Here is a 24,395-nt window from a genome sequence, read left to right on the forward strand (position 1 = left end):
ATGTAGGCGGTTTCACCGATGAGACCGGCGATCCGCCCGGCTTGACTCGGATCGGCCGATGACGGCCACCCGATCGTCGGGAATGCGAGGAGAACTCATGACAACCACCTTTTCCGTGCGGTGGCGGACATTCCGCCGACGTGCGGTGGTGATGGCCTTGGCGATGGCGGTTTCGGTCGTCGTCCCGGCCACCGAAGCCGCGCACGCCGCACCACCGTCGCACCGCGCGACGCTGAAGCTGCCCACGCCCACAGACCCCGTGTCCGGTCCCGTCGACACGGCCCCACCGCCCGAGGTCGTCGGCTCCGCGGTGCTGAACCCGCCCTTCACCGGCCTGGACGAGACCGTCGACAACACCGCGGTCTCCGACACCGTCGTCGCGGCGGGCGCGACCAAGGTCCTGCAGGCGGTCAACCGGAGCCTGCGGATGACCGACACCACCGGCGGCAACGCGCAGGTGATGAGCCTGGAGCAGTTCTTCGGAGCCGCCGGGCAGGGCCTGATGTTCGACCCCAAGGTGCACTTCGACCGCAACGCGGTCAACCAGCGCTTCTACGCGATCGCGCTGCAGGAGGCCAACACCGACAACGGGAACCCGGCCGACGACTTCTCGGCGATCCACCTCGCCGTGTCGCGGTCGGCCGCGCCGTCGGGCCTGGACCCCGCGAACTGGTGCCGCTACGAGCTGGACGGGCTGCTCACCAGCCCGGCGACCGGCAACCAGGTCAGCACCGCCGACTTCCCCGGGCTCGGCGTCGGCGCGGACGGCATCGTGATCACCACCAACCAGCACACCGGCGACTTCGCCGTCGCCGCCGTGCGGGCCCTGGACAAGGCGCTGTACTCGAACAACGCGGCGTCCTGCCCGCTCGCGCCCTACTGGGAACTGGAGGCGTCGGGCGTCTTCAACGACTTCTCCGCGCACACCCTGCAACCCGCGCAGCACTACACGAACCCGACGTCGTTCCCCGGCCGGGCCAACCCGGTCTACCTGGTGAGCACCCGGCACGCCGAGGTGTCGAACGCGTACCGGGTCTGGCGCGTCGCCAACATCGCCCCGTTCGACCCGGTCACGCCCCCGGTGCTGGAGAGCACGACCGTGTCCTGGTCGACGTACAGCCCGCCACCCGCCGCGCCCGGCGGAGCGGGTGGCGCGAAGGTGGACACCGGTGACTCCAGGACCCTCCAGGTGGCCGGTGTCGGCGACGCGATCACCGCCGCGCACGCGATCGCCTGCCAGTTCACCGCGGGCACCGCGCTGGAGTCCTGCGTGCGGGTGGTCCGGCTGGTCATGGGCCAGAGCGGCGGCGTGATGACCGCGACGAAGTCGGAGCTGCAAGGGCTCGGTGGCGGTGACAACGCGTTCTACCACCACCCCGGCGTCGCGGTGGACACCAGTCATCACACCGCCGTGGTGTTCCTCGCCAACCTGCCCGGCAACGCGCACCGGGTCAGTTCCCGGGTCGCGGTGAAGGCACTGGGAGCGGGGTTCGGCGCGTCCGTCGCGTTGACCGACGGGACGTGCGCCCGTGCGCCGTTCCTGCCCGGCCTCGCCGTGCGGACGGGCGACTACACGGGGGCGCAGACCTCGGTCGACGGCTCCGCGTTCTGGGTGACCGCCGAGCACGCCGACCTCGTCGGCGGTGTCTGCCGCTGGAAGTCCCGCATCGCCCGGGTGACGCCGTAGTCCACATCGGACGGAGAGGAAGAAGACGATGACCGAGCCGATCGACCAGGTCGCGCAGCAGATGCTGGACCTGACCAGGGTGGTCAGCAACGCCCCCGGCGTCGGGCCGGGCGAACCGCTGCGCGTCGACGTCATCCCGGGTGTCCCGGTGTTCGGCGTCGCGGAGATGTTGCTGAACTCCCTCGGGGTGCTCCGCCTGGAGGTCCACTACCAGGTGTTCCGCGACGACAAGGAGATCAAGGAGGGCTTCGTCAAGACACCGGTCGCGGCCCCCGGTTCGGCCGAGCTGCTGTCGTCGGCGTTCACGTTCACGCCCCGCCTGCGGTTCGTGTCCCACCCACAACCCCAGCCCGTCCTGCCGTCGGCGGCGAAGCACAAGCTCAAGGTCACGTTGACGATCCACTTCGGCGACGCCTCGCTCAGCCGGGCGATCGACATCCCGTTCGCGGTGCCCACGATCGACATCCCGCTCGTGCCCGCGGTGTGCGTCTGCTCGAAGTTCAAGGAGCTGTCCACGGTGGTGCCCGCGGACGGCGAGGACGGGGACGAGCCGCAGTTCCTGGTCCTCGTCGCGCCCGGCGGCCCGAGCACCGTCGGCGAGATCGTCACCGCGTACAACCGGCTGATCTCGACGCTGATGACCTTGCAGGGCGTGCTCGACGTGGCCTCCATCGCGCTGGCGCCGCTCAAGCTGCTGGTGCAGACGCTGACCTCGCTGCCCAAGCCGTTCCTGAGCACGGACGCGTGGGTCCTCGACTTCGACGACTTCGGGGACTTCGACGACGAGATGAGCTCGTTCCTGGTCGTCGCGCCGACCGGCACCGCGCTGCAGTTCTCCGACGAGGCCAACCCGGCGTCGTGGGATGTCAGCTCCGACGTGGGGATCAAGACCTACACGCCCATCGACCTGCTCCAGCTCGTCGGCCTCGCCGCCGACTCGCCGGCCGTCCTGGCGATCAAGGACTACGAGCGGGAGAAGCTCGGGGTGTCCGCCGAGGCGGTCCAACTCGTGAAGGACGCCCTCGGCGCCGTGGACGGGATCACCGGGGATTCGTTGGAGGGCCTGCAACTCGGTCTCGCCGTGCTGTACGTCGGGAACCTGGCCGCCAATCCGGACGAGAACCCGGACTACGACCGCATCGAGCCGTTCCTGTTCTACGAGACGCCCGGTGACACGGACGAGGAAGTGCAGAACGACGTCGCGTCGGCCCGTTGGCTGCCCGCCCCGTCCGGAATCTGAGGAGGATCGATGTGGACCCAGCTCAACGTGTGGATCATGCGGGGTGACAACGCCTGCCTGGTCGACGACAGCACGGACTGGAAGGTGTTCGCCGGCGACGCGCACGGCGACCCGTTCCAGTGGAAGGGCATCGCGTACACGCAGGGGTTGCGGCTGTTCCAGCCCGGGCACCGCGCCGTCGAGATCCCGCCGGGCGCGTACGTCGTGTGGGCGGAGCGTGGCGACGGGGCCGTCCGCACCCACAAGGCGGTCGTGCACGTGGGCTTCGAGCCGCACGTGGGCGTCCGGCTGCTGCCCGATCTCCCGCGCGACCGCCCCGACCCGCACGAGTGCGCGGTCGCCATCACGTCGGTGGTGGGCGTCGGCTCGCCGACCCCGTCCGCGGTCCGGGTGACCGGCACGGCTGCCGGCTGCGCCGAGGTCGAGGTGACGGTCACCGGCAGCGGGTCGAAGTCCGCCCACGTCGCGGTCGGGCCGAACGGCGACTGGGTGGCCCTGCTGGCCGAGGTGCCCGGCGTCACCTGCGGCAGGCCCGTCTCCGTGCGGGTGGCGTGCGCGACCGACCCGCGGTGCCAGGACGCCGGGGAAATCCAGCGCCTGGAGTGCGTGCCGCACACCGGCGGCTGACCGCCGAGCCGGTCCGGTTGCCCCGGCGGGACCGGACCGGCCGCGTTCCCCGGACCACAGCCCGTCACGTGGGAACCGGATGACTCATCGGCGTTGCCAGGGGGTCTACCGATATCCGCCCATCGGCAGTACAGGACGTTGCGCGGTGCCGTTTCGGTGGTGACGTGGATGTTGTTCGACCGGCGAGCGAGGTGAACGTGGGCATGCCGAGGGTGACCGCGCTGGTTTGACGCTGGAGCGCGGCGTCGATCTGGGTAAGAACCAGTCGTCGTGCATGCACGTCGGGTTGGGTTCAGTGCCCCACCCGGCCGGTGTCGTACGCCCACATCGCGATCTCGACCCTGTTTCGGGCGCCGATTTTGGTCAGCAGGCTGGCGACGTGGGTCTTGGCGGTGGTCAAGCCGATGAACAGCTCGTCGGCGATCTCGGCGTTCGTGCGGCCACGGGCGACCAGCGTCAGCACCTCCTCCTCGCGTTCGGTGAGCGGCTCGATCGGGTGGGTCCGTCGGCTCGACGGTTCCCTGGCGGCGAGGGTGGCCAGCAGCCGCCGGGTGATGTTCGGCGCGATCAGTGCATCGCCGACGGCGGCGGCATGGACGGCCTGGACGAGCAGCTCCGGCCCGGCGTCCTTGAGCAGAAAGCCTCGGGCGCCGGCCCGGAGCGCGCCGTGGACGTACTCGTCGAGGTCGAATGTCGTGATCACCACCACCGCGATCGGGTCCGGGACGCCCCGCCCTGCGAGGAGCTGGGTCACCTCGATGCCGTCGAGCCCGGGCATCTGGATGTCGACCAGGCACACGTCGGGGCGGAGCCGATGCGCCAGCTCGACGGCGGCATGGCCGTCGGCGGCCTGGCCGACGACCTCGATGTCGGGCTGCGCGTCGAGGATCATCGACAGGCCGGTGCGCACCAGATCCTGGTCGTCGGCCACCAGCACGCGCACCGTCATCGGCGTACCTTCGTCGGCAGTTCGGCGTCGACCGTCCACCCGCCCCCGGGGGCCGGCCCGGCACGCAGCGTGCCGCCGAGCAACTGCACACGCTCGGTCATCCCCAGCAGCCCGAAGCCCTGGTTCACCGACCGTGCCGGGTCGATCTGTCCGTCGTCGGTCACGCGTAGTCGCAGCCTTCCCGCGCCCTCAACGACCCGGATCTCCACACGCGAGGCGTTGCGGGCGTGCCGCAGGGCGTTGGTCAGCGACTCTTGCGCCAGCCGGTAGACCGTCGCGTCGACCTGGAGCGGAAGTTGGTCCAGGTCATCCGGCAACTCCACGTCGACGACCGGGACAGGGTCGCGGCGGGCGAGGGACACCAGGTCGGCAACGCCGGGCTGGGGGGCGTACGCCGCCGGCGCTCCGTCGCGCAGCACCCGGACCATCGCCCGCATCTCCGCGAGCGTCCGCGACGCTTCCCCTTCGATGACCGCCAGCGTCTCGAGCGCCGCTTCAGGTCGCTGCCCGGCGATCGCCCGGCCCGCCTGCGCCTGCACAGCGATCGCCGAGACGTGGTGGGCGACCACGTCGTGCAGCTCGCGCGCGAGGCCGACCCGCTCCTGGCTGCGGATCTGGTCCAACGCCCGGCGCCAGCTCTCGGCGCGGTAGCGGAACGCCGCTCCGCCCGCCGCCGCCGCCGTCAAGATGGCGAACCCGCCGTAGAGCTCGGCAGGCCCGACGTGGTCGGGGACCATACCGATTCCCGCGGCGACCGCCACCACCGCCAGCCCGATCACGATCTCGTGCCCTGAGCCCCAGCGGACCAGCGCGTAGACGAGCACCAAGACGTAGATCATCGTGTCGAGGCCCACGCTCGGGGCCCCGCCCAGCAGGCTCGCCAGCCCCAACGCCATCGCGGTGCCGAAGGCCACCACCACACAGGCCAACGGGTGGCTACGCCGCCACAGCAGCACCGGCGCGAGTCCGACCGCCACGATCGTCGCGAACGGCCGCCAGGCGACGTCGTCCCGGAGGACTCCCTCGAGCAGCGCCGTCACCATCAACACCCCGACCAGCACCCAGTCGCGCGACACCCGTTCGGGAGCGTCCGTGGCGCGGGGCTCGGCCCACAGCGATCTCAGGGCGTTGGTGATCACACACCCAGTCTAGGAACCGCCGAGGCGGCGGGGACCGACCGAAAGAACGAGACGCGGCTCCTCCCACCGAACGAGGCGGGTCCGGCCTCGACACCGATGTGCCCGCCGCCGCGCCCGGCGATCGTGGACCTACCGATCATCACCACAACGGAGCCCATGATGAGAACACGTCAACCCACCACCACACTGGAAGACCCGCGGATCCCGGTGCGAGTCAAGCTCGCCGCGGCGTGGACAAGCCTCATGTTCCTCTACGCCTACGTGGACATCCTGGCCTTCTTCAAACCCGGCGTCGTCGCTGACATCCAGGCAGGCGTCGTCTGGGAGTTCGACATCAGCCAGACGTTGTTCACCGTCTTCCTCGTACTCATGGCGATCCCGATCTTCATGATCGTGCTGTCGATGACGCTGCCCGCCCGGGCGAACCGGATCACGAACCTCATCGTGGCCTCGGTACAGGTCCCCTTCGCGGCATTCAACGCGGTGGGCGAGTCCTGGAGGTACTTCTACGGCCTTGGCGTCGTACTGGAAGTGATCATTCTCGCCGTCATCCTGCGGTACGCCTGGACCTGGCCCCGCACCGCACCGTCGGCGACCATGGCCACCAGCCCGGACCGTGAAACCGTTCGCGCCCAATAGCAAGCGTGAACCCAAGCTCAGTCCCCGTCCTGTTCGGAGCCGTCTGCCTCGGTGCCGCGGCGTGGGCCTGTTGGCGGTAGGACACCAACTACCACTGGGACGTCGCGTAGGGGCCTTCCAAGGCCCCTACCGGCAGGTCAGGTCGTCGGATGCGCACACAGGCCCACCGCATCGTCGACACCGACCCCAAGCGCGGCAACGTCGTCGTCCGCGTCACTGGCACCCGCCACGACGAGCCGACGTATCAGGTCGCCAGTCCCCACCGAACACCCGGGAGGTCCCGGTCACGATCCAGGCACACCAGCTCACCAAGCGCTACGGCGACAAGACCGCCGTGCACACCCTCCGCTTCACCATCGCGCCCAATGGGTGGAGACCGAGCGCTGGACGGCGTTCCGGTCGCACTGGGGCGTCGAGGCGTTCTACTGCCGGCCAGGCGAGGTCGGGGCGCACGAGAAGGGGCGGGGTCGAGGGGCGGATCGGCTGGTTCCGCCGCAACCGCATGGTCCCGGTCCCGGAGGTCGACTCGCTGGCCGAGCTCAACGAGCTGATCGACCGCTGGGACGGCGAGGACCTGGACCGGCGGATCGGGGCGCGGCCGCGCACGATCGGGGAGATGTTCGCCGCCGAGGCCCCGGTTGCCGGCGCCGCTGCCGGTCGAGCCGTTCGAGACCGGCCGCTGGTTCGCCCCGCGCGTGGACCGCTACGCGCAGGTCACCGTCCGCACCAACCGCTACTCGGTGCCCGCCCGGTTGATCGGTCGTCAGGTGCGGGTCCTGCTGCACGCCTCCGAGTTGGTCGTGTTCGACGGCCGCGTCGAGGTCGCCCGGCACGAACGGCTGCTCGCGAAGGGCGGCACCCGGCTGGAGTTGGACCACTATCCGGAGGCGTTGCTGCGCAAGCCCGGCGCGTTGCCCGGGGCGACGGCGTCGGAGCAGGCACGAGCGGCGGGCAAGTTCACTGGACCAAGACCTTCACCGACCCGCGGCTCTGCGCCGCCATCGTCGACCGCCTCACCTTCGGCGGCAACGTCATCGAGACCGGCACCGACTCCTACCGCCTGGCCCACAGCAGGGCACGAGCCGGCACTTGATCGCGCTCCACAGCTGTCCTGTCCGACGGAGCCTTGCGGGATGGGCACACCGCTGGACCCGCGGCACGAAACAAGCTCCGCCCAGCGGGTGCTCCTCGCTGTTCGGAGCAACCTTTCGGATTCGATGAGAGACACAGCTCCGACAGTCGTCCGGTGAACGCGGGGCCACGGCGGTGTCTGGCACCGTCCCGCTGCCAGGTTGAATGAATACCATGACCGATCACCTCACGATGAGCGACCGCGAGTACTTCGCGAGCGTGGCCGCACGACCGGGCATGTTCGTCGGTCGACCGTCCTTCCACGCGTTGACGGCGTTCATCACCGGCTACGACGAGGCCGCCAGGCGGCTTGGAGCACCCGGACTCCGCGGTTTGCGCGAGTGGCTGGTCGCCTACCGAGGACGCGACTGCAATCATGCGTGGCCGGGACAGGTCCTCCACATAGCCATCCCGGGAGGCTGGGAGGACCTATGGGCGCTAGCGCCCGACGTCGAGGCCCGCGCCATCGAGGTGCTGTTCGATCTGCTCGACAGGTTCCTCGCCGTACGCGACGGCAGCGCCGACCTTGGTACCGGCTGAGAACGGCAACTCCAGACAACCGTGCCTCACGACGTCCGCTTGCATCCGTAGCGAAACGGACACGCCCGAAGACTTGCCCCGAACACCCGAAGCCGAAGCCGAACCCGAAGGGTCCGCCCGGACAGGACAACAGCCAGGCGCAACTGATTCACACCACAGCTCCGCCGGTGACGTCGGAATTCGCGAACATTGCCCGTGGCCCCTGTTCATCGCCGCCGCCGCGACGGCGGGTCTGCTCCTCTCGGCCTGTGGTGCCGAGACCAGTGGCACGGCGACTCCCGGCTCCACGGAGGCGACGACCACCACCGCCGGCTCGAAGGAGACCAGCACGCCCACCGCGTCGCCGGTCGCCGGCAGCGACACCACCGCTCCCGGTACGAGGCTGAAGGTCGACGCCCGTGCGGTGATCCCGTACGCCTCGGGCGAGAAGAAGGGCACGATCGCGGTCACGCTCACCGCCATCGATCCGGGCGCGAAGGAGGACCTCGCGAAGTTCGGTGACAAGGCGAAGAACCTCACGCCGTTCTGCCTGCGCGTGCAGATCGAGAACCTGAGCGGCACCGACCTCTCCTACACGTCGGTGTCCCTGCGGGGCCTCGGCGCGGACGGCAAGGGCACCGGCGTGATCATCACCGGTGAGACGGCGAAGTGTGAGTCCGGCAGCGCGCCCAAGGCGTTCTCGACGGCGGGTGCGGAGTACGAGACCTGCGTGCTGAGCGCGGCACCGGACGGCTCCAAGGTCGCGGCACCCGCGTACGACCGCGGCGACGGTTGCGAGAAGTCGCCTGTGATCTGGGAGAGCTGAACCATGCGTTCGGCCATCTGCGCGGCCATCGAGTGAACGACAGGACGGAAATGAAGGTTTTGACACGTGCGTTCACCGCGGTGTCGCCGGCAGGGGTCGTGGCGAGCACCGCGGCGCCCGCCGCTTCCGCGGTGGTCGTCTACAACAAGCGGTACACCCCTGAGCGACTCTGCCACTCCACTCGCCAGGAGTTCGAGATCGAGTTGGCGCAGTCCGGGACCGTGCTGCGGGTGCCGGCCGACCGGTCCGTGCTCGACGCGGTCGAACAGGCGGGCGTGTCCGTGCTGTCCTCGGGTCAGGAACGCACGCGCGGCACCTGCGAGACGGTCGCGCTCGACGGCGAGCCCGATCACCGCGACCCCGTTCTCACCGCGGAGGAACAGCAGTGCGGCGAGGCGATGACGATCTGCGTGTCGCGGTCGCGCTCTCCGCGCCTGGTGCTCGATCTCTGAGCATGACCCCAAGTAACACTTGACAGTTCAACAAAGCAGACCCATGCTTACTATATCAGGATTCCTGATATACGCGAACCTGATGCCGACGCTCGACGAGGAGCTGCCATGCGTGGTCACTAGGAACCGGCGAGAGCGGCGCGGCACCGGTTGAGCAGGTCGTGCAGCGCGGTTCGCTCGCTCTGGTCGAGCCTGCTCACCATCCGTTCCTCGATCGCCGCGATCTCGGCGGCGTGCTCGTCCAGGAACGCCCTGCCCTTGTCCGTGAGGCTGATCAGCAACCTCCTGCCGTGCGCGGGGTCCTGCTCGCGGACGATCAGCTCCCGCCGCTCCAGCGCGGCGACCATGTCGGTCATCGTCTGCGCCGTCACGAACGACTTCCGCGCCAGCTCCGCTGACGTGAGGCCGTCGCGGCCGTCCAGCACCGTCAGCGCGGTGTACTGCAGGGTCGTCACGCCGGCAGGACGCAGCACCTCGTCCATCAGCGCGCGTGCCGCGAGCTCCACCTGCTTGACCTCGTACATCAGCGACGGACGCAAGCGCCTCACCTTCCCCATCTGCTGCTCCCCTCTCCCCCGAAGCCTGTCACAGGAAGGGCAAATCGACATGACCCCAGTCGACGACCGGCAGACCGCGACGGTGCGCCGCCCCGACGTCACACCCGGCAGGTTGTTCATCGGGGGCCGGTGGCGGGAGCCGGCGGAAGGCAGCCGGATCAACGTCGTCGACCCGTCCACGGGATCCGTGGTGACGTCCGTCGCCAGGGCCGGGACGGCGGACGTGAACGACGCGGTGGACGCGGCGCGCGCCGCGTTCGACGGCTGGGCGGCGACACCGGGCAGGCACCGCGGGCGGATCCTGCAGCGGGTCGCCGACGTCGTGCGGGCCAGGGCGGACGAACTGGTCGCGGTGGAGAGCCTCGACGTCGGCAAGCCGGTCGCGTTGTGCCGCCCGGTCGACGTGGACACGACCGCGGAGCAGTACGAGTACTACGCGGCGCTGGCGCAGAGCATCGACGGGGCGACGCGGCAGATCCCCGCCCCCGCGCACGCCTACACCCGCCGCGAACCGGTCGGGGTGGTCGCCGCGATCACGCCGTTCAACTTCCCGCTGATCCTGTCGAGCTCGAAGATCGCCCCGGCACTGGCGGCCGGTTGCACGGTCGTGCACAAGCCGGCCGAGGACACGCCGCTCAGCGCGTTGCTGATGGCTGAGATCCTCACCGAGGCCGGCGTCCCCGCGGGCGTGGTCAACGTGGTGACCGGGTACGGCGCCGAGATCGGCGAACACCTGCTCCGCCACCCCGGCGTCGACAAGGTGGCCTTCACCGGGTCGACCGCCGTCGGCAGGCACGCGGCGAGCGTGGCGGGAGCCCAGCTCAAGCCGATGACGATGGAGCTGGGCGGCAACGCGGCGCACATCATCTTCTCGGACGCCGACATGGAGAAGGCAATCGGCGCGGCCATCAAGGGATTCGTGTTCAACACCGGCCAGTTCTGCATGAGCGGCCCCAGACTCCTCGTCGCGGCGCCGTTGTACGACGCCGTCGTCGAGGCGCTCGCCGACGCCGTGCCGCACGTCCCGCTCGGTGACCCGTTCGACCCGGCGACCGTGATCGGCCCGATGGCAGGCGAACGCCATCTGTCCAAAGTGGAAAGCTATGTCGCACAGGCGAAGGCGGCCGGCGGCCGGATCGTCGCCGGCGGGCAGCGCGCCGACCGCGACGGATTCTTCTTCAACCCCACTGTGATCGCGGACCTGCCGGACAGCTCCCCCGTCGTGCGGGAGGAGATCTTCGGGCCGGTGCTGACCGTGCAGCGGTTCGACACCGAGGACGAGGCGATCGCCATGGCCAACGGTACGTCCTACGGCCTCGCCGCCGGACTACAGACCGAGAACCTCGCCCGCGCGCACCGGGTGGCCGCCCGGCTGCAAGCGGGCATCGTCTGGGTCAACGACTGGGCGGTGCTCGACCCCGCAATCCCGTTCGGCGGAGTCAAGGACTCGGGCTACGGCCGCGAGTACGGCCCCGAGGCGCTCGCCGCTTACACGCGCACCAAGTCCGTCGTCATCTCCCTGGCCTGAGGAGAAAACCATGTCCACCACAACGATGGCGGCCGTGGTCGAGTCCGCCGGTTCCGGGTTCGCGCTCTCCGAGGTGACGCTGGACGACCTGCGCCCGGACGAGGTCCGCGTCCGCGTCATCGCCGCCGGGATCTGCCACACCGACCTCGGCGTCGCGGGGGGCCACCTGCCGTTCCCGCTGCCCGGTGTGCTCGGCCACGAGGGCGCCGGGATCGTCGAGGAGGTCGGCGCCGCGGTCACCAAGGTCGCCGCGGGCGACCGGGTGCTGCTGAGCTACACCTCCTGCGGCCACTGCGCCCGCTGCCGCGAAGGTCACCCGGCCTACTGCGACACCTGGCTGCCGTCGAACCTCATCGGCGGCGAACGAGCCGACGGGACGTCGCCGATCTCCCGCGACGGCGTCCCGCTCGGCGGTCACTTCTTCGGTCAGTCGAGCTTCGCCCACCACGCCGTCGTCGACGAACGCAGCGTCGTGAAGGCCCCCGCCGACGCACCGCTCGACCTGCTCGCCCCGCTCGGCTGCGGGGTCATGACCGGTGCGGGTGCCGTGTGGAACGTGCTGGCCCCTCGGCCCGGCGCCACCCTCCTCGTCACGGGCGCCGGCGCGGTCGGCCTCTCCGCGGTCATGGCGACCCGGCTCACCCCGGCCACCCGGGTCATCGCGGTCGACCGCGTCCCGAAGCGACTGGAGCTGGCCGCCGAACTCGGCGCCACCGACACGATCGACACCACCTGCACCGACCTCGGCGAGGCGCTCGCGAAGCTCACGTCCGGCCGCGGTGTCGACGGCGTCGTGGAGACCACCGGCAACGCCGACGTGCTCAGTGTGGCGATCTCCTCGCTCGCGACCCGTGGCACCGCGGTGATCGTCGGCGCACCCGCGTTCGGCACCCAGGTGCCCGTCGACGTGAACTTCATGCTGCCCGGCCGCCGGGTCGTCGGGCTCACCATGGGCGACGCCGAGACGCAGTCGCTGATCCCGGTGCTCGTGGATCTCGTCGCCGCGGGCAGGCTGCCGATCGACCGGCTGATCACCCACTACGAGTTCGGGGAGATCCAGCAGGCGGTCGACGACGCGCTGGCGGGGGTGACGATCAAACCGGTGCTGCGGCTCGGATGAGGTGGCGACGGCGACGGCGACGGCGATGATCGGACCGGTCAACGCCGGCGTCGGCAGCCGGCCGGCGCGCCGGGCTCGCATCTCCCCGCACCGCGCCGCTCTCGCGCGCCGCACACCCACCTGGCATCCCCATCCGTTCCGCCCAGTGCCGCATGTGTTGCCGGGTGCTGCCCAGATTGGGGTTGGTGCGTGCGGTGAACGGCATGTGAAAAGCGGGACGCGACGAGATGCGGTTCATGCCCGGATCTTCGCAGTGGCGGCGGCCCGCAGAAGGGTCAACGTCCCGTGATCACGCGGCTGGAAGGGTCTGCGCTGGTTCCGGCAAGCGAACTCGCCCCGCATTTTGCGGGAAACACCCACGGAGGATTGGCCAGTTCCCCTGGGTTAACCCGGAAGGGGCAATCGGAAGCACTCGTTCCGACTATATCGGTGCCTCTGCCGAGCACCAGAGAATCGAGCGATGTCTCGAAAAGCTGACGGGCACGGTCTGCCCAGCGTCATCGTCGTGGGCGCCGGGATGTCGGGGTTGGCCGCCGCGCGGGCGCTGCGCGGACTCGGCCATGACGTGGTGGTGCTGGAGGGGCGTGACCGCGTCGGCGGGCGGATCAGGACCGACGAGCACGGGGTCGACCTGGGCGCGCACTGGATCCACGGCACGGACGGCAACCCGATCACCGAGCTGGTCGAAGACCTGGGCATCCCGTACAGCTACGTGGGCGGCGACAGCGCCTACACCGGCGGCTTCGACAGCCTGGACCTGTTCGGGGCGGACCTCCGCCTGGCTAACCACCGCCACAAGAGCCGCACCCTCCAGCTCGCCGACGACGTGCTGCACGAGCTCGAACAGCGTGCGGCGATCGCACGCAAGGAGCAGCACCCGGACATCTCGCTCGGTGAAGCTCTGCGTCGGATCTTCACCGAGCGCCGCTTTCCTCCCGAGGACGAGCAGGCGGTCCGCTACCACCTCAACGTGCTCCTGCGCGAGGACGTCGCCGAGGATCCCGACAAACTGTCCCTGCAGTTCTGGGAGGACGGCTACCTGGTCTACGGCTACGGCGACAGCGTGCTGCACCAGGGCTACCAGTCGGTGGTCGACGCCCTCGCCGAGGACCTGGACGTCAGGTTGGGACACGTGGTCACGCGGATCGACACCACCGCCGGGCCGGTGCGCGTCACCACCGACCGGGGTGACTTCGAGGCGGACAAGGTGCTGGTGACGCTGCCGCTCGGCGTGCTCAAGGCCGAAGTGGTCCGCTTCGAGCCGCCGCTGCCGGAGGCCAAGCGGTCGGCGATCGCGCGTCTGGGCTTCGGCACCCTCAACAAGATCGCCCTGCACTACCGCGAACCCTTCTGGCCCCGTGACCAGTACGTCTTCGGCTACCTGTGCCGCGACACCGACCGCTACCCCACGGTCGTCATCAGCATGTGGAAATCCCACGGCAAACCGGTCCTGGTGCTGCTGCTGGGCGCCTCGCTCGGCCGTGAGGCGGAGACCTGGTCCGACGAGGACGTCGCCGCCTACACCGGCACCATCGTCGAGGACCTGTTCGGCGCCGACGCGCCCGCGCCCGAGCACATCTCGCGCACCGCGTGGTCGGCCGACCCGTTCGCGCGGGGTTCGTACACCTGCATCGGCGTCGGCTCCTCGTCGAAGGACGTCGGCACGCTGGCCGAGCCGGTCGGCGACCGGTTGTTCTTCGCCGGCGAGGGCACCAATCCCTACCACTGGGGCTGCGTGCACAGCGCCTACGAGTCGGGCCTGCGCGAAGCCGCGCGGATCAGCGGGGATCCCACCCTCTACACCCCGCCGAGCGCCGGAACCTCTCGCCGCCAGTCGCGGAACACCGACCGCGTGCTGCGCTTCGCGCGGCTGCGGATGACGCACATCGACGAGCGTGACCTGGCCGAGCGGGTGGCGTGCCTGCGCGAGGGCGTCGACCCGCACGGGGTGCGGCTGTTCGCCTCGCTGGCGGACTCCGAGTTGGAGACCCTCGCCTCGATGTTCGACGAGATCCCGTTCGCCGCGGGCGATGCCATCTGCCGCGAGGACGACCCCGCGCACGGTGTGTTCATCGTCGTCCGCGGCGAGGTCGAGGTCGACTTCGGCGGGATCTACGAACGCACGGTCGTGGGTCGCGGCACCGTGCTCGGCCACTACGACCTGTTCTTCAACGCCCGCACCACGTCGGTCACGGCGCTCGGTGACGACGTGGTCGTGTTCTACCTGGACCACTACCGGTACCAAAGCTTCCTGCACGCCTTCCCCGACGTGCTGATGCTGATGATGTCGGACCTGGTCACCCGGTGGGAGCACCTGGAAGCCGCGCTCGGCTCCACGACACTGCCCGCTCCCGGGCGGTCGCCCTCGACCGAGCCTGGTATCACGCTCAGCGCGCCGTCGCCGAGTTCGGGCTGACGGCCCCCTGCGCCCCGCTCCGGCCCCCGCCTCGGGAGCGTGGAGACGCACGGTGCCCGGCAGTACCACCACGCCAAAGTGACCATGTTCGAGGGCTACGCCGGGACGGGGCATGACCCCGGATGTTGGACACCAGACACACTTGGATCCTGCCGATCCGGGTGGACAGGAGTCCCGTTCAGACGGTGATGAACCACTACCCGCCGGAGTTCCGGGCCGAGGCGGTCGCGCTCTACCGGTCCCGCCCAGGCGCGACGATCAAGTCGGTGGCCCAGGACCTGGGCGTCAACCACGAGACGCTGCGCAACTGGATCCGGCTCGACGACGCACAGCGCACCGGGGCACCCACAACCGCGAGAGCCTCGGTGACGGCCTCGCCGGAGGACGAGAACGCCGGGCTGCGCAGGCGCATCGCGACATCCTCGACGCCCAACGCCGCGAACAAGCACGCATCCGCAGCGAACGCCACCAACGCTGGGGCCGACCACGACATCAAGCGGCCTGACCAACCCGGCGAACACCCGAGGCTGGTCGACCTCGCGGAAACCTCGTCGGCGACCGCGCCTACGTCTGCCAATTCAAGATCAACCTGAAGAACCCGCAGGTCGGGCGGCAGTGGCCGTGGCACCAGGACTACGCGTTCTGGTCCGTCGAGGACGGCATGCCCGCGCGGGACGCGGTCAACGTCGCGATCAACCTGGACGAGGTGCACGAGGGCAACGGGCCGCTCACCGTGCTGTCCGGCTCGCACCGGCCCGGCGTCGTGCGGTCACCGGACGCGGCCGAGCCGGTGGCGGGCGGCGACCGGCGCGGGCACGTGTCGGCCGACCTCACCCACAGCGTGCCCGCCGAGCAGGCCGCTGAGCTCGCGCGCGACCACCCGCGGGCGTTGCTGCTCGGACCTGCCGGGCCATCTCCGCGTTCCACCCGAACATCGTCCACTCGTCGTCGGACAACCTCTCCGACGACCGGCGGACCGTCGTCTTCATCACCTACAACTCGGTGCGCAACGCGCCGCGGCACGTCACCCGCCCGGACTTGCTGGTCGACCGCGACACCACACCGGTCACCAGGCTCGCCCGCACCGGTTCGTGACGCCCGGCTCACCCCCGCGGCGCCCGGGTGAGGTCGCGGGCCAGGGCGGTGAAGTTCGCGGCGACCGGGGACCGCCCCGCCACCGGCAGCGCGATCGCCAGGTCCACCAGCCGCACCGTCGGGCTCAGCGGCAGGAACGCGACCTCCGGCCTGGCCTGCGCGGCCGCCGAGCCGGGCACGATGCTCACCCCGCACCCGGCCGCCACCAGGCCGACGATCGTCGGCAGCTGCACCGCCTCCTGCGCGACCTCCGGGGTGAACCCGCCACGTCGGCACAGCGCGGCGATCTCGTCGTACAGGCCCGGCCCGAGGTGGCGCGGGAACAGCACGAACGGCTCACCGGCCAGCGACCGGACCTGCACGCGCCGCCGCCGCGCCAACCGGTGGTCGTTCGGCACCACGGCGACCAGCGGCTCGCGCGACACCGGCACCAGCTCCAGGTCGTCGGCCGGACCGGGCAGCGGCGGGCGGAGCAGGCCGACGTCCAGCGCCGCCGTCCGCAGCAGCTCGACCTGCGACATCGTCGGCAGCACGGTGAACGACAGGGTCACCGCCGGGTAGCGCGCCCGGAACTCGCGGATGATCATCGGCAACGGGTGCAGGACCGACGACCCGACCATGCCGATCGCCAGCGACCCCTCCTCGCCCCGACCCATCGCCCGCGCCCGGCGTGCCGCGCCGTCCACCATGGACAGCACGGCCCGCGCGTCGGCCACGAACGCCTCGCCCGCCCGCGTGACGTGGACGTTCCTGGTGTCGCGGTGGAACAACGACACGCCGAGCTCCGCCTCCAGCGCCTTGACGGTCTGGCTCAACGGCGGCTGCGCCGTGCCCAGCGCGGCGGCGGCCCGGCCGAAGTGCAGGTGGTCGGCGACCGCGACGGCGGCGCGCAGGTGCTTGAGATCCATACCGCCTCCGAATCAATAGACACCGATTACGTGCACAATATGACCAGGTGACCGAGCCGGCGGCATCCTGGCCGCATGCTCAAGACGATCCTCACCCTCGCCCTCACCGCCGCGATCACCCAGGCGCCACCCGCCGAGCAGGTCGTCCGCAAGGACTGGAAGGTGCGGGGCGACGCCGGGCACCTCGGCGTCCGCGAGGTGCGGCAGACCCACGCCGCACGCGGCCGGCCGGTGCTGCTGCTGCACGGCGCGCGGGTGCCCGGCGTCGCCTCGTTCGACCTGCCCGTGCCCGGCGGCTCCCTGGCCGCGGACCTGGCGCGGAAGGGCCACCGCGTGTTCATCGTCGACGCCCGCGGCTACGGCGCGTCCGACCGACCTGCGGCCCTCGACGCCCCCGCCTCCGCCAACCCGCCCGCGGTCACCGGCGAGCAGGTCGTGGCGGACATCGCCGCGGTCGTCGACTGGCTGCGCCGGACCACCCGCCACGACCGCGTCGACCTCGTCGGCTGGGCCACCGGCGGCCACTGGGCCGCCTGGTACGCGAGCGAGCACCCCGACCGGGTCGAGCACCTCGTGATCCACAACAGCCTGTACGGCGCGATCGACGGCCACCCGATGCTCGGCCGCGGCTCCGACTACGAAGACCCGGCGCGACCGGGCCACTTCCACGACGCCAGGCACGGCGCGTACCGGCTCTCGACCGGGCCGAGCCTGCTCGCCGGCTGGGACTCCAGCATCCCGGTGGACGACAAGAGCACCTGGCGCGACCCCCGCGTCGCCGAGGCGTACGTCGAACACGCCCTGGCGAGCGACCCGACGTCCGGCGACCGCGAGCCGCCGAGCTTCCGCGCGCCGACCGGCGCGATGAAGGACAGCTTCCGGCTGGCCACCGGGCAGCGGCTGTGGCACGCGGGCACGATCATCGCACGCACGCTCGTCCTGCGCGGTGAGCACGACTTCTGGTCACGCGAGGGCGACGTGACCACGCTGGCCGCCGACCTGGACCGGGCGCGGGAGGTGCGAGTGGCGCACCTGCCCGGCGCGACCCACTTCGTCCACCTCGACCGGGGCGGGCGCGGCCGCGACCGGCTGCTCGACGAGCTGGTGCGCTGGCTCCGGTAGCTCAGCTGGAGCGCAGCTGCGCGACCCGGGCGTCCAGGTCGCGGAAGTGCTCGGCCATCGCCACCTCGGCCCGCGCCACGTCCCGCTTGCGCAACGCGGTGACGATGGCCCGGTGCCTGCGCACCGCCTGCATCGGGTTGGGTCGGTCACGCCGAGCCGGTGGTTGACCCGGTGGAAGACGTCCCAGAAATCAACCCTTTCACCATCGCCGGCCATTCGCTCAAATGCGTGATTGTGCAGGGTGCGGTCTGATCACCGGCGTGCGAGCGCGTCCCAGAAGGCCAGGTTGTGGTTCGTCGCCCGGTCGAACGGCCCGATTCGGCGGAGGTCGAGGCCTTGTACGTATGGCGTGGTGCCCGCCGGGTCTACGCGGGGCCACGTCGGCAGGCCGGGCCGGTTGGGGTTGCCGGTGGTCGCGAAGCGGACCCAGTAGTCGATCATCCGGTCGCCCAGGCGGCGCTGTGCGGTTGTCAACCGCGCCTGGTCGGACCGCAGGTCGAACAGGTACCGCAGCTCGGAGCCGTGTGCGGCGAGCGGCTCGACACCGGGCGGGAACTCGGGGATCGCCGGTGCCGTGCGGTCGAGGAACTCGTAGGCGTACACCGGGGTCCGGGCTGCGAATTGGCGATCCGCGGCGCGTTGCAGCCAGGCCCAGTCGAGGTCGGTCATGATCGCGGCCATTGCCCGCACCGCGGAACCGGCGTGCCCCTCTAGCGGGTACCGCTGCGCGACCGCCGCGGCGTCCGGACCGAAATGCGCGGCCAACGCGGCCATGTAGCCATCGGGACCGAGATCGGGGAACAGCAGTGGTGCGAAGAAAGTGCCCTCGTCACGCGTGATGCCGGTCAGCAGCGGCACGTGGGTGAACCGCCCGGCCGGTACCGCCACCGCGGGGTCCTCCGGCAGCACCGTGTTTCCGAAGGCAGGCAGGGGAAACGCCGGTGCGGCGAGTAGGTCCGGCACCGGCTTGCCACGCAGGCACTCGAGTGTCGTGCACCCCAGCCCAGCGGCGACGCTCTGGCCATGCCCCTGGTGCCACTCGTGCGGCACGAACAGCGGCACGTCCAGTATCGGCCGCAAGTCCGCGCCGGCGAAGGAGCCCGGTACGCATGGCGTGCTCTGGGCGATCGCCCGCTGGAACAACCCGGCCGCGCCCGGCGACGCGAGTTGCGCGCACACCGAGTGCGCCCCGGCGGACTCCCCTGCCAGGGTGACGTTGTTCGGGTCGCCACCGAACTGCGCGATGTTCCGCCGCACCCAGCGCAGCGCCGCCTGTTGGTCCTCGATACCGAACGCACCGCCGTTCGCGAGCCCGGGAAAGCCGAGGAAACCGAAGTTCCCCAGCCGGTAGTTGACGGTCACCACGACCAGGCCACCCCGCTTGACCAGCCGGTTCGGCAGGTAGTCGCTACCAGCGCCGTTCATGAGCCCGCCACCGTGCAGCCACACCAGCACCGGTGCCTTCCCGGCCGCACGCGGTGTGGTGACGTTGAGGTAGAGGCAATCCTCGGTGACGCCGGCCGGTCGGCCGCCGACACTGGTCTGCGGACAGCGATTGCCCGGCCGGGTCGCGTCCAGTGCGCCCGACCACGGCACCGGCGGCACGGGCGAGTGCCAGCGCAGATCACCGACCGGCGGCGCGGCGTAGGGAATTCCCTCGTAGGAACGGACATTCGCGTTCGTGGTGCCCCGCACCAGGCCGGCATCCGTACGCACCGCGGCGTTGTCGCTCGCCACGGCCGGCGCGGCACCCAATACCAACGCACCGACAGCGACAATCGCTCCCAGGAGTCGTTTCATGATCCAGACAGTGGCAGTTCCCGCTCACCGGACACATCAACTGATCGGTTGATCGTCAAGGTCTGATCGGTCGTCGGCCGGTGACAGGCGGGCCGCACGGACGGCCGGGGTCCGGGGCCGCCGATCAGGCTGATCACCAGCATGATCAGAGACAAGAGGGCGACCCGTTCACGGAAGCTTCTCCACATGGATACCGACGGCTCTCCGAGCACGTGGGCATCGACCCCGTCGCGGTGCGGCGTGCGGGTGATTCCCAACCCGAGGTCGCGTCGATCTCGTCGATACGCGGCGTGGTCGGCAAGTCAGGGCCGGGCAACCGCTCCATGACGGCGGCTCCGGCGGTGTCCTCTCCATGCGCATGGCATCAGCCGCTACCCGCACATCGGCATATGCGGCTGTTCGGAGCACGCCTACAGTCAGGGCGGCCAAGGGGGCACGCAGCGTCGGTTCAGCGGGTCCATCTTGGACAGCGCGCGTTTCGCGCCCACCGCGCGGCGCAACTTGACCACCTCGCCGGCGCTGAACCCGGCCGCGTCGATCACGATCTGCATGACCTGTCCCTGGAGCAGCGGCACGTCGAAGGTCTTATCCAAGGCTCGGGCAAGCGGCCGGTGGTCGTGCCGCCACGGAGTCCGCCTCCTCTGCCGACTTCCCTGCATGCGATTGACCATCGATGGCGCACAACGGGATCGCGAGACCGCGTGATCAGTCGACGTCACGGAATAGTCAGAACTCGCCGGGCCCGGATGGCTTCGTAAGAACTCGGTAACCGGCGGTGATGCCCCGAATGAGGGGTCCGTCCGGTTGGATGAGGGAGACGACCGATTCGTGGAGAGGGCGGGATGAACAGGATGCTGCGTAGGCGGGCAAGACCATGGGTGATCGGACTCGTGGCGGTCGGCCTCGTCGTTGCGGCAGCGGGCATGTACTGGTTCCAGCCGTGGAAGCTCTGGGTGGACGAGACCGTGCAAGAGGACTTGAACGTCGCCGTGGCGCCCCAGAGCCCGTCGGCCCCGACACAGCCATCCCCGGATCCGGAAGGCACGACCGTGCCACCGACGCCGTCCGGCCCGCAAACGCTGGCGACCGGCACGCTGATCAGCCACGAGCACGAGACCAGCGGCACCGTCCGGATCCTGCGGGCGGCCGACGGGACACTGGTGTTGCGCCTGGAGGACCTCGACACCAGCAATGGACCCGACCTGCACGTCTGGGTCACCGACGCGCCGGTGAAACCGGGCAAGGACGGCTGGAGCGTGTTCGACGACGGCGCGTACGTGAGCGCCGGAAAGCTCAAAGGCAACAAGGGCAGCCAGAACTACGCGCTGCCCGCCGACTTCGATCTCAGCCGCTACTCCAGCGTGAGCATCTGGTGCGCCCGCTTCAGCGTCTCCTTCGGAGCCGCCGAACTCGCCAAGACCCCTGCTTGACCATCTGCGGCGCCTGTCCGCGGCCGGCCGCACTCCGCCGGCCGCGGACCCGCTGCTCGACTGGGACGTCCGCGTGCCGGAGAGCATCGCCCGGGAGATGGTGGTGCTGCGCACGAACCGGGACCCGACCGGTATCCAGGTCTGGCGCGAGTACCACGCCGCGTTCGTCGACCGGCACGGCACCGGCACGCTGGTGCCGCTGCCCGACGTCTTCTCCCCGGACACCGGACGGGGCCACCCCGCCGCGGCCACGCCCTCACGCCAAGGCCGGGAACTGCCGCGTGGTCGCCACCGCCGCCGTCAGCGCCCCCTCGACCACGAGGACCGGGTCCACGGGCGGGTGGGCCTCCACGTAGAGCCCGGCGCGGGAGACCGCAGCGCGGACGGCGCTGCCGTTGCCGGGCATCACCGGCGCCGAGACCAGGACCGCGAGGTCGCCGAGCACGGCCGCCGGGTCGGGCACCGGCAGGTACACCCTCGCGGTCGCCCAGCGAGGCCCACAGCTCCGCGCCGCGGACGGCGACCTCCAGGACCGGTCGACCGTCGCCGGGCGCCGGTGGCGCCGGGCCGAGCGCCACCCGGACGTGGGCCACCACGGGCTCGGGGAAGTCGCCGGGGTGCCGCCGCGCCACGCTCGGCACGTACATGCCGTCCCGCAGTTCCAGCTCCAGACCCTCGGCGTCGAGCGGTTCCACCACGATCACGCCCTCGCGGCCGACCCTGTCCAGGGCTTCGGCGAGCAGGTCCCCCACGGTCGCGTCGGCGGTGGCGGTGCGCACGGCCAGGGCGATCTGCTCCTTGGTCCCCACCTCGACGGCGGAGCGCCGCAGCGCCGACGACACCGTCTCGGCGAACGTCGCCAGCTCGGCGCTCAAGCAGGCCGGGTGCACGCCGGCGGCCACGGCGTCGGCGACGGTCGCCATCATCGAGTCCGCCATCACCACGGCGGTGGCCGCGCCATCGGACCACTCGCCCCTCATCCGCCCGACCAGCGAGCGCACGAGGTCCGCGCCCAGTCCGGCCCAGCGGTCGTCGATGGTCACCGCCGCGCAGATCCGCTGCGGGTCGGCCGTGGTGGTAGAGCCGAGGACGACCACCGATCCGGCGGGACCGAGCGTCCGCCCGACCACGTCGGCGAGCCGGTGCGCACCCTCCCAGACCTCCCGCAGAGGCACGGCCCCGGTCCGGACCACGTCCGACGCCGCGACCGCCACCGGCTCGCGGGGCGGCGTGCCAGACGCCGTCGGACGCCGATGCGCCAGGTTGCGCGCCAACGCGATCAGACCGCCGGTGTTGCGGTTGCGCGCCTGCGGCAGCGGACGGGACTTGGCGGCCGGCGACGCCCGCAGCCGCCGGTAGACGGTGTCCGGGTCCAGCAGTTCCGGACCGTCGGGGACGCCCCTCGACAGCATCTCGACCAGCTCCCCGGTGAAGGCGGTGTACCCCTCACCGGGCGGTGCCAGGGCCTTGCGCGTCTCGGCCGACGCGGTCAGCAGGTACGTCCCCTCCACCACCGCCTGGTCGGCCACGTGCTCGCCCGCGCTCATCCCGCCGACCAGGGCACGTCCGCTGTAGCAGCAGTCCAGGACGATGACCTTGCGCCGCGCCCGCACCGCCGGGTCCACGACGAGCCGCCGCCCGTCCTCGTAGCGCAACGTCGTGTAGCCCGCCGCCGGGGCCGAATCGGGCAGCGTCAACAGGAGCTCGTCGGTGAACGGATCGGCCAGCCCGTGGCCCGGTGTTACCAGGTGGGCATCATCGGGGCGGGGTAGCGGTCGCCAGCCGCGCCGTTCGGCAGGGGCGAGCCGATCAGGTCCAGCCCTTCGGGGGTGAAGGTGAGGTGCGCGGCGGCGACGTTCTCGGCGACGCGCCGTGCGCTGCGGGTGCCGGGGATCGGCACGATGTCCCGGCCCTGGGCCAGCAGCCAGCCGAGCGCCACCTGCGCCACTGTGCAGCCCTTCCACTCGGCGATCGCGCCCAGGTCGCGGACAAGTGCCTGGTTGGTTTCGTAGTTGCCGGGCTGCCAACGCGCGTCGTGGGCGCGCAGGTCGTTCGGCGGGTAGTCGGCGGCGGGCGTGGCCGTCCCGGTCAGGAAGCCGCGGCCAAGCGGGGAGCAGGCGACGAAGCCGATGCCCAGCTCGCGGACCGTCGGCAGCACCTCGGCCTCGACGGAGCGTTCGAACAGCGAGTACTCGGTCTGCAGGACCGAGACCGGGTGGACGGCGTGGGCGCGGCGGATGGCGTCCGGGCCGGCTTCGGACAGGCCGAAGAACCGCACTTTGCCTTCGGCCACGAGCTCGCCGACGGTGCCGGCGACGTCCTCGATCGGCACGTTCGGGTCGACGCGGTGTTGGTAGAGGACATCGACGTGGTCGGTGCCCAGGTGCCGCAGGCTGGCCTCCACGACCGCGCGGATGTGCTCGGGCCGGCTGTCGAAGGCGCGGCCGAAGCGGCTCATGTCGGTCAGGTCGTAGCCGAACTTGGTGGCCAGGACCACCTCGTCGCGGAAGTCCTCGACCGCCCGCCCGAGCAGTTGCTCGCTCGTGCCGCTGCCCAGCCCGTACAGCTCGGCGGTGTCGAAGTGGGTGACGCCGAGCTCGAAAGCGCGGCGGATGGCGGCGATCCCGCCTTCGGGATCGGCAGGGCCGTACCCCATGGTCATCCCCATCGTGCCCAGACCCAGCGCTGACGAGGTCAGGCCCTGCGAGCCGAGCGAGCGGACCGGCATGGCGCGCTCCGTGTCGTGCTGTGCGTTCATGCCCCTGACGCTAAGATCGACGTATCCGCAGGTCATTGGGCAGCGTTCGCGTATGATTGCCTGATCGTCTCACCGTGGTCGGCGTGCGGAGCGCGGACCGGGCAGTCGAGGGAACCGCATGCTGGACCGTCTCGCCCAGGCGATCACCGACCACCGCGACGGCCCGTGGACCACCACCGCGGTGCCCCGGCTGTCGCTGGTCGCGACCGACGAACCGCTGCCGCCCAGCCGTCTGCTGTACGAGCCGATGGTGAGCTTCATCGCCGCCGGCGCCAAGCGCACCGTCGCGGGCTCGCACAGCTGGAGCGTGCCCACCCGCCGGATACTGCTCAACACCCTGCAACTGCCGGTCACCGCGGTCTTCGAGCAGGTGCCCTACCGCTCGGCGGTCCTGGCGCTGGACAAGCGGATCCTCACCGAACTGCTGCTGGAACTCGGCCCCGCCGCGCCGC

The 24,395-nt window shown here is 70.9% G+C and carries 21 protein-coding genes and 6 pseudogenes; 18 read left to right on the forward strand and 9 right to left on the reverse strand.

The window, feature by feature from the left end; genetic code table 11:
- The first annotated feature begins 97 nt into the window (after positions 1 to 97).
- The 3 genes from RIN75_RS36060 to RIN75_RS36070 are packed head-to-tail and all read left to right on the forward strand — an operon-like array spanning position 98 to position 3,554.
- On the forward strand, positions 98 to 1,687 hold the full coding sequence (locus RIN75_RS36060) for a hypothetical protein (protein ID WP_309116571.1): 1,590 nt from the start codon (positions 98 to 100) through the stop codon (positions 1,685 to 1,687).
- Between the two features lie 28 nt (positions 1,688 to 1,715).
- Complete coding sequence (locus RIN75_RS36065) at positions 1,716 to 2,927, forward strand: hypothetical protein (protein ID WP_309116572.1); 1,212 nt, start codon at positions 1,716 to 1,718, stop codon at positions 2,925 to 2,927.
- A 9-nt stretch (positions 2,928 to 2,936) separates the two neighbouring features.
- A complete protein-coding gene (locus RIN75_RS36070) occupies positions 2,937 to 3,554 on the forward strand; it encodes a hypothetical protein (protein ID WP_309116573.1) in 618 nt (205 codons plus the stop codon).
- A 292-nt stretch (positions 3,555 to 3,846) separates the two neighbouring features.
- Here RIN75_RS36070 and RIN75_RS36075 read toward each other — a convergent pair whose 3' ends face one another.
- Together RIN75_RS36075 and RIN75_RS36080 are read right to left on the reverse strand one after the other, a co-directional pair.
- Positions 3,847 to 4,503, reverse strand: a complete 657-nt coding sequence (locus RIN75_RS36075) for a response regulator transcription factor (protein WP_309116574.1) — start codon at positions 4,501 to 4,503, stop codon at positions 3,847 to 3,849.
- The gene (locus RIN75_RS36080; protein ID WP_309116575.1) at positions 4,500 to 5,642 is read right to left on the reverse strand and encodes a sensor histidine kinase; all 1,143 of its coding nucleotides are present in this window, start codon (positions 5,640 to 5,642) and stop codon (positions 4,500 to 4,502) included. Before RIN75_RS36080 ends, RIN75_RS36075 begins: the two co-directional genes overlap by 4 nt.
- 156 nt (positions 5,643 to 5,798) lie before the next feature.
- Between RIN75_RS36080 and RIN75_RS36085 the strand changes: the two genes are divergently transcribed.
- The 6 genes and pseudogenes from RIN75_RS36085 to RIN75_RS36105 form a co-directional block, all read left to right on the forward strand.
- Positions 5,799 to 6,281, forward strand: a complete 483-nt coding sequence (locus RIN75_RS36085) for a DUF6326 family protein (RefSeq protein WP_309116576.1) — start codon at positions 5,799 to 5,801, stop codon at positions 6,279 to 6,281.
- 695 nt (positions 6,282 to 6,976) lie between these two features.
- A pseudogene (locus tag RIN75_RS44290) lies at positions 6,977 to 7,084 on the forward strand (hypothetical protein); the annotation flags it as partial.
- A gap of 158 nt (positions 7,085 to 7,242) precedes the next feature.
- Positions 7,243 to 7,374 (forward strand): annotated as a pseudogene (locus RIN75_RS36090) (ATP-binding protein); the annotation flags it as partial.
- A gap of 212 nt (positions 7,375 to 7,586) precedes the next feature.
- Positions 7,587 to 7,952, forward strand: coding sequence for a hypothetical protein (locus RIN75_RS36095; RefSeq protein WP_309116577.1), 366 nt, complete (start codon positions 7,587 to 7,589; stop codon positions 7,950 to 7,952).
- Positions 7,953 to 8,025: 73 nt separating this feature from the next.
- Positions 8,026 to 8,757: a hypothetical protein gene (locus RIN75_RS36100; protein WP_309116578.1), complete on the forward strand. Its 732-nt coding sequence runs from the start codon at positions 8,026 to 8,028 to the stop codon at positions 8,755 to 8,757.
- 182 nt (positions 8,758 to 8,939) lie between these two features.
- Positions 8,940 to 9,209, forward strand: a pseudogene (locus RIN75_RS36105) (oxidoreductase); the annotation flags it as partial.
- 119 nt (positions 9,210 to 9,328) lie between these two features.
- Here RIN75_RS36105 and RIN75_RS36110 read toward each other — a convergent pair.
- A complete protein-coding gene (locus tag RIN75_RS36110; protein ID WP_309116580.1) occupies positions 9,329 to 9,748 on the reverse strand; it encodes a MarR family transcriptional regulator in 420 nt (139 codons plus the stop codon).
- A 67-nt stretch (positions 9,749 to 9,815) separates the two neighbouring features.
- Between RIN75_RS36110 and RIN75_RS36115 the strand changes: the two genes are divergently transcribed.
- The 5 genes and pseudogenes from RIN75_RS36115 to RIN75_RS44295 all read left to right on the forward strand — a co-directional run.
- Positions 9,816 to 11,294, forward strand: coding sequence for an aldehyde dehydrogenase family protein (locus RIN75_RS36115; protein ID WP_309116581.1), 1,479 nt, complete (start codon positions 9,816 to 9,818; stop codon positions 11,292 to 11,294).
- 10 nt (positions 11,295 to 11,304) lie between these two features.
- Positions 11,305 to 12,414, forward strand: coding sequence for an NAD(P)-dependent alcohol dehydrogenase (locus RIN75_RS36120; RefSeq protein ID WP_309116582.1), 1,110 nt, complete (start codon positions 11,305 to 11,307; stop codon positions 12,412 to 12,414).
- A 460-nt stretch (positions 12,415 to 12,874) separates the two neighbouring features.
- Positions 12,875 to 14,830 (forward strand): FAD-dependent oxidoreductase, encoded by a 1,956-nt coding sequence (locus tag RIN75_RS36125; protein ID WP_309116583.1) that lies wholly within the window; start codon positions 12,875 to 12,877, stop codon positions 14,828 to 14,830.
- Between the two features lie 188 nt (positions 14,831 to 15,018).
- The gene (locus RIN75_RS36130; protein WP_309116584.1) at positions 15,019 to 15,423 is read left to right on the forward strand and encodes a transposase; all 405 of its coding nucleotides are present in this window, start codon (positions 15,019 to 15,021) and stop codon (positions 15,421 to 15,423) included.
- A pseudogene (locus RIN75_RS44295) lies at positions 15,420 to 15,536 on the forward strand (phytanoyl-CoA dioxygenase family protein); the annotation flags it as partial. The gene RIN75_RS36130 and the pseudogene RIN75_RS44295, both read left to right, overlap by 4 nt.
- A 397-nt stretch (positions 15,537 to 15,933) precedes the next feature.
- On the opposite strand, the gene RIN75_RS36140 reads toward RIN75_RS44295, so the two are convergent.
- Positions 15,934 to 16,833, reverse strand: a complete 900-nt coding sequence (locus tag RIN75_RS36140) for a LysR family transcriptional regulator (RefSeq protein WP_309116586.1) — start codon at positions 16,831 to 16,833, stop codon at positions 15,934 to 15,936.
- A 75-nt stretch (positions 16,834 to 16,908) separates the two neighbouring features.
- Between RIN75_RS36140 and RIN75_RS36145 the strand changes: the two genes are divergently transcribed.
- Positions 16,909 to 17,955, forward strand: a complete 1,047-nt coding sequence (locus tag RIN75_RS36145; protein WP_309116587.1) for an alpha/beta fold hydrolase — start codon at positions 16,909 to 16,911, stop codon at positions 17,953 to 17,955.
- Between the two features lies 1 nt (position 17,956).
- Here the strand turns inward: RIN75_RS36145 and RIN75_RS36150 are convergent, their stop codons facing one another.
- The 3 genes from RIN75_RS36150 to RIN75_RS36160 all read right to left on the reverse strand — a co-directional run bounded on the left by RIN75_RS36150 (position 17,957) and on the right by RIN75_RS36160 (position 20,426).
- Entirely contained in the window at positions 17,957 to 18,079 is a 123-nt protein-coding gene (locus RIN75_RS36150; RefSeq protein ID WP_309116588.1) for an FCD domain-containing protein, read from the reverse strand.
- Positions 18,080 to 18,207: 128 nt separating this feature from the next.
- Positions 18,208 to 19,671 (reverse strand): carboxylesterase family protein, encoded by a 1,464-nt coding sequence (locus RIN75_RS36155; RefSeq protein ID WP_309116589.1) that lies wholly within the window; start codon positions 19,669 to 19,671, stop codon positions 18,208 to 18,210.
- A gap of 500 nt (positions 19,672 to 20,171) precedes the next feature.
- On the reverse strand, positions 20,172 to 20,426 hold the full coding sequence (locus RIN75_RS36160; protein WP_309116595.1) for a hypothetical protein: 255 nt from the start codon (positions 20,424 to 20,426) through the stop codon (positions 20,172 to 20,174).
- Positions 20,427 to 20,597: 171 nt separating this feature from the next.
- Here RIN75_RS36160 and RIN75_RS36165 point away from each other — a divergent pair, with 171 nt between their 5' ends.
- Both RIN75_RS36165 and RIN75_RS44300 read left to right on the forward strand, forming a co-directional pair.
- Positions 20,598 to 21,185 (forward strand): DM13 domain-containing protein, encoded by a 588-nt coding sequence (locus RIN75_RS36165; protein WP_375296067.1) that lies wholly within the window; start codon positions 20,598 to 20,600, stop codon positions 21,183 to 21,185.
- 13 nt (positions 21,186 to 21,198) lie between these two features.
- Positions 21,199 to 21,408: pseudogene (locus tag RIN75_RS44300) on the forward strand (lantibiotic dehydratase); the annotation flags it as partial.
- A gap of 505 nt (positions 21,409 to 21,913) precedes the next feature.
- Here the strand turns inward: RIN75_RS44300 and RIN75_RS44305 are convergent.
- Both RIN75_RS44305 and RIN75_RS36175 read right to left on the reverse strand, forming a co-directional pair.
- A pseudogene (locus tag RIN75_RS44305) lies at positions 21,914 to 22,732 on the reverse strand (TCP-1/cpn60 chaperonin family protein); the annotation flags it as partial.
- 194 nt (positions 22,733 to 22,926) lie between these two features.
- A complete protein-coding gene (locus tag RIN75_RS36175; RefSeq protein WP_309116591.1) occupies positions 22,927 to 23,943 on the reverse strand; it encodes an aldo/keto reductase in 1,017 nt (338 codons plus the stop codon).
- A gap of 118 nt (positions 23,944 to 24,061) precedes the next feature.
- Here RIN75_RS36175 and RIN75_RS36180 point away from each other — a divergent pair.
- The coding region (locus tag RIN75_RS36180; protein ID WP_309116592.1) for an AraC family transcriptional regulator at positions 24,062 to 24,395 on the forward strand (334 nt) is incomplete at its 3' end.

The organism is Saccharothrix sp. (assembly GCF_031180885.1).
Lineage (GTDB): Bacteria > Actinomycetota > Actinomycetes > Mycobacteriales > Pseudonocardiaceae > Actinosynnema.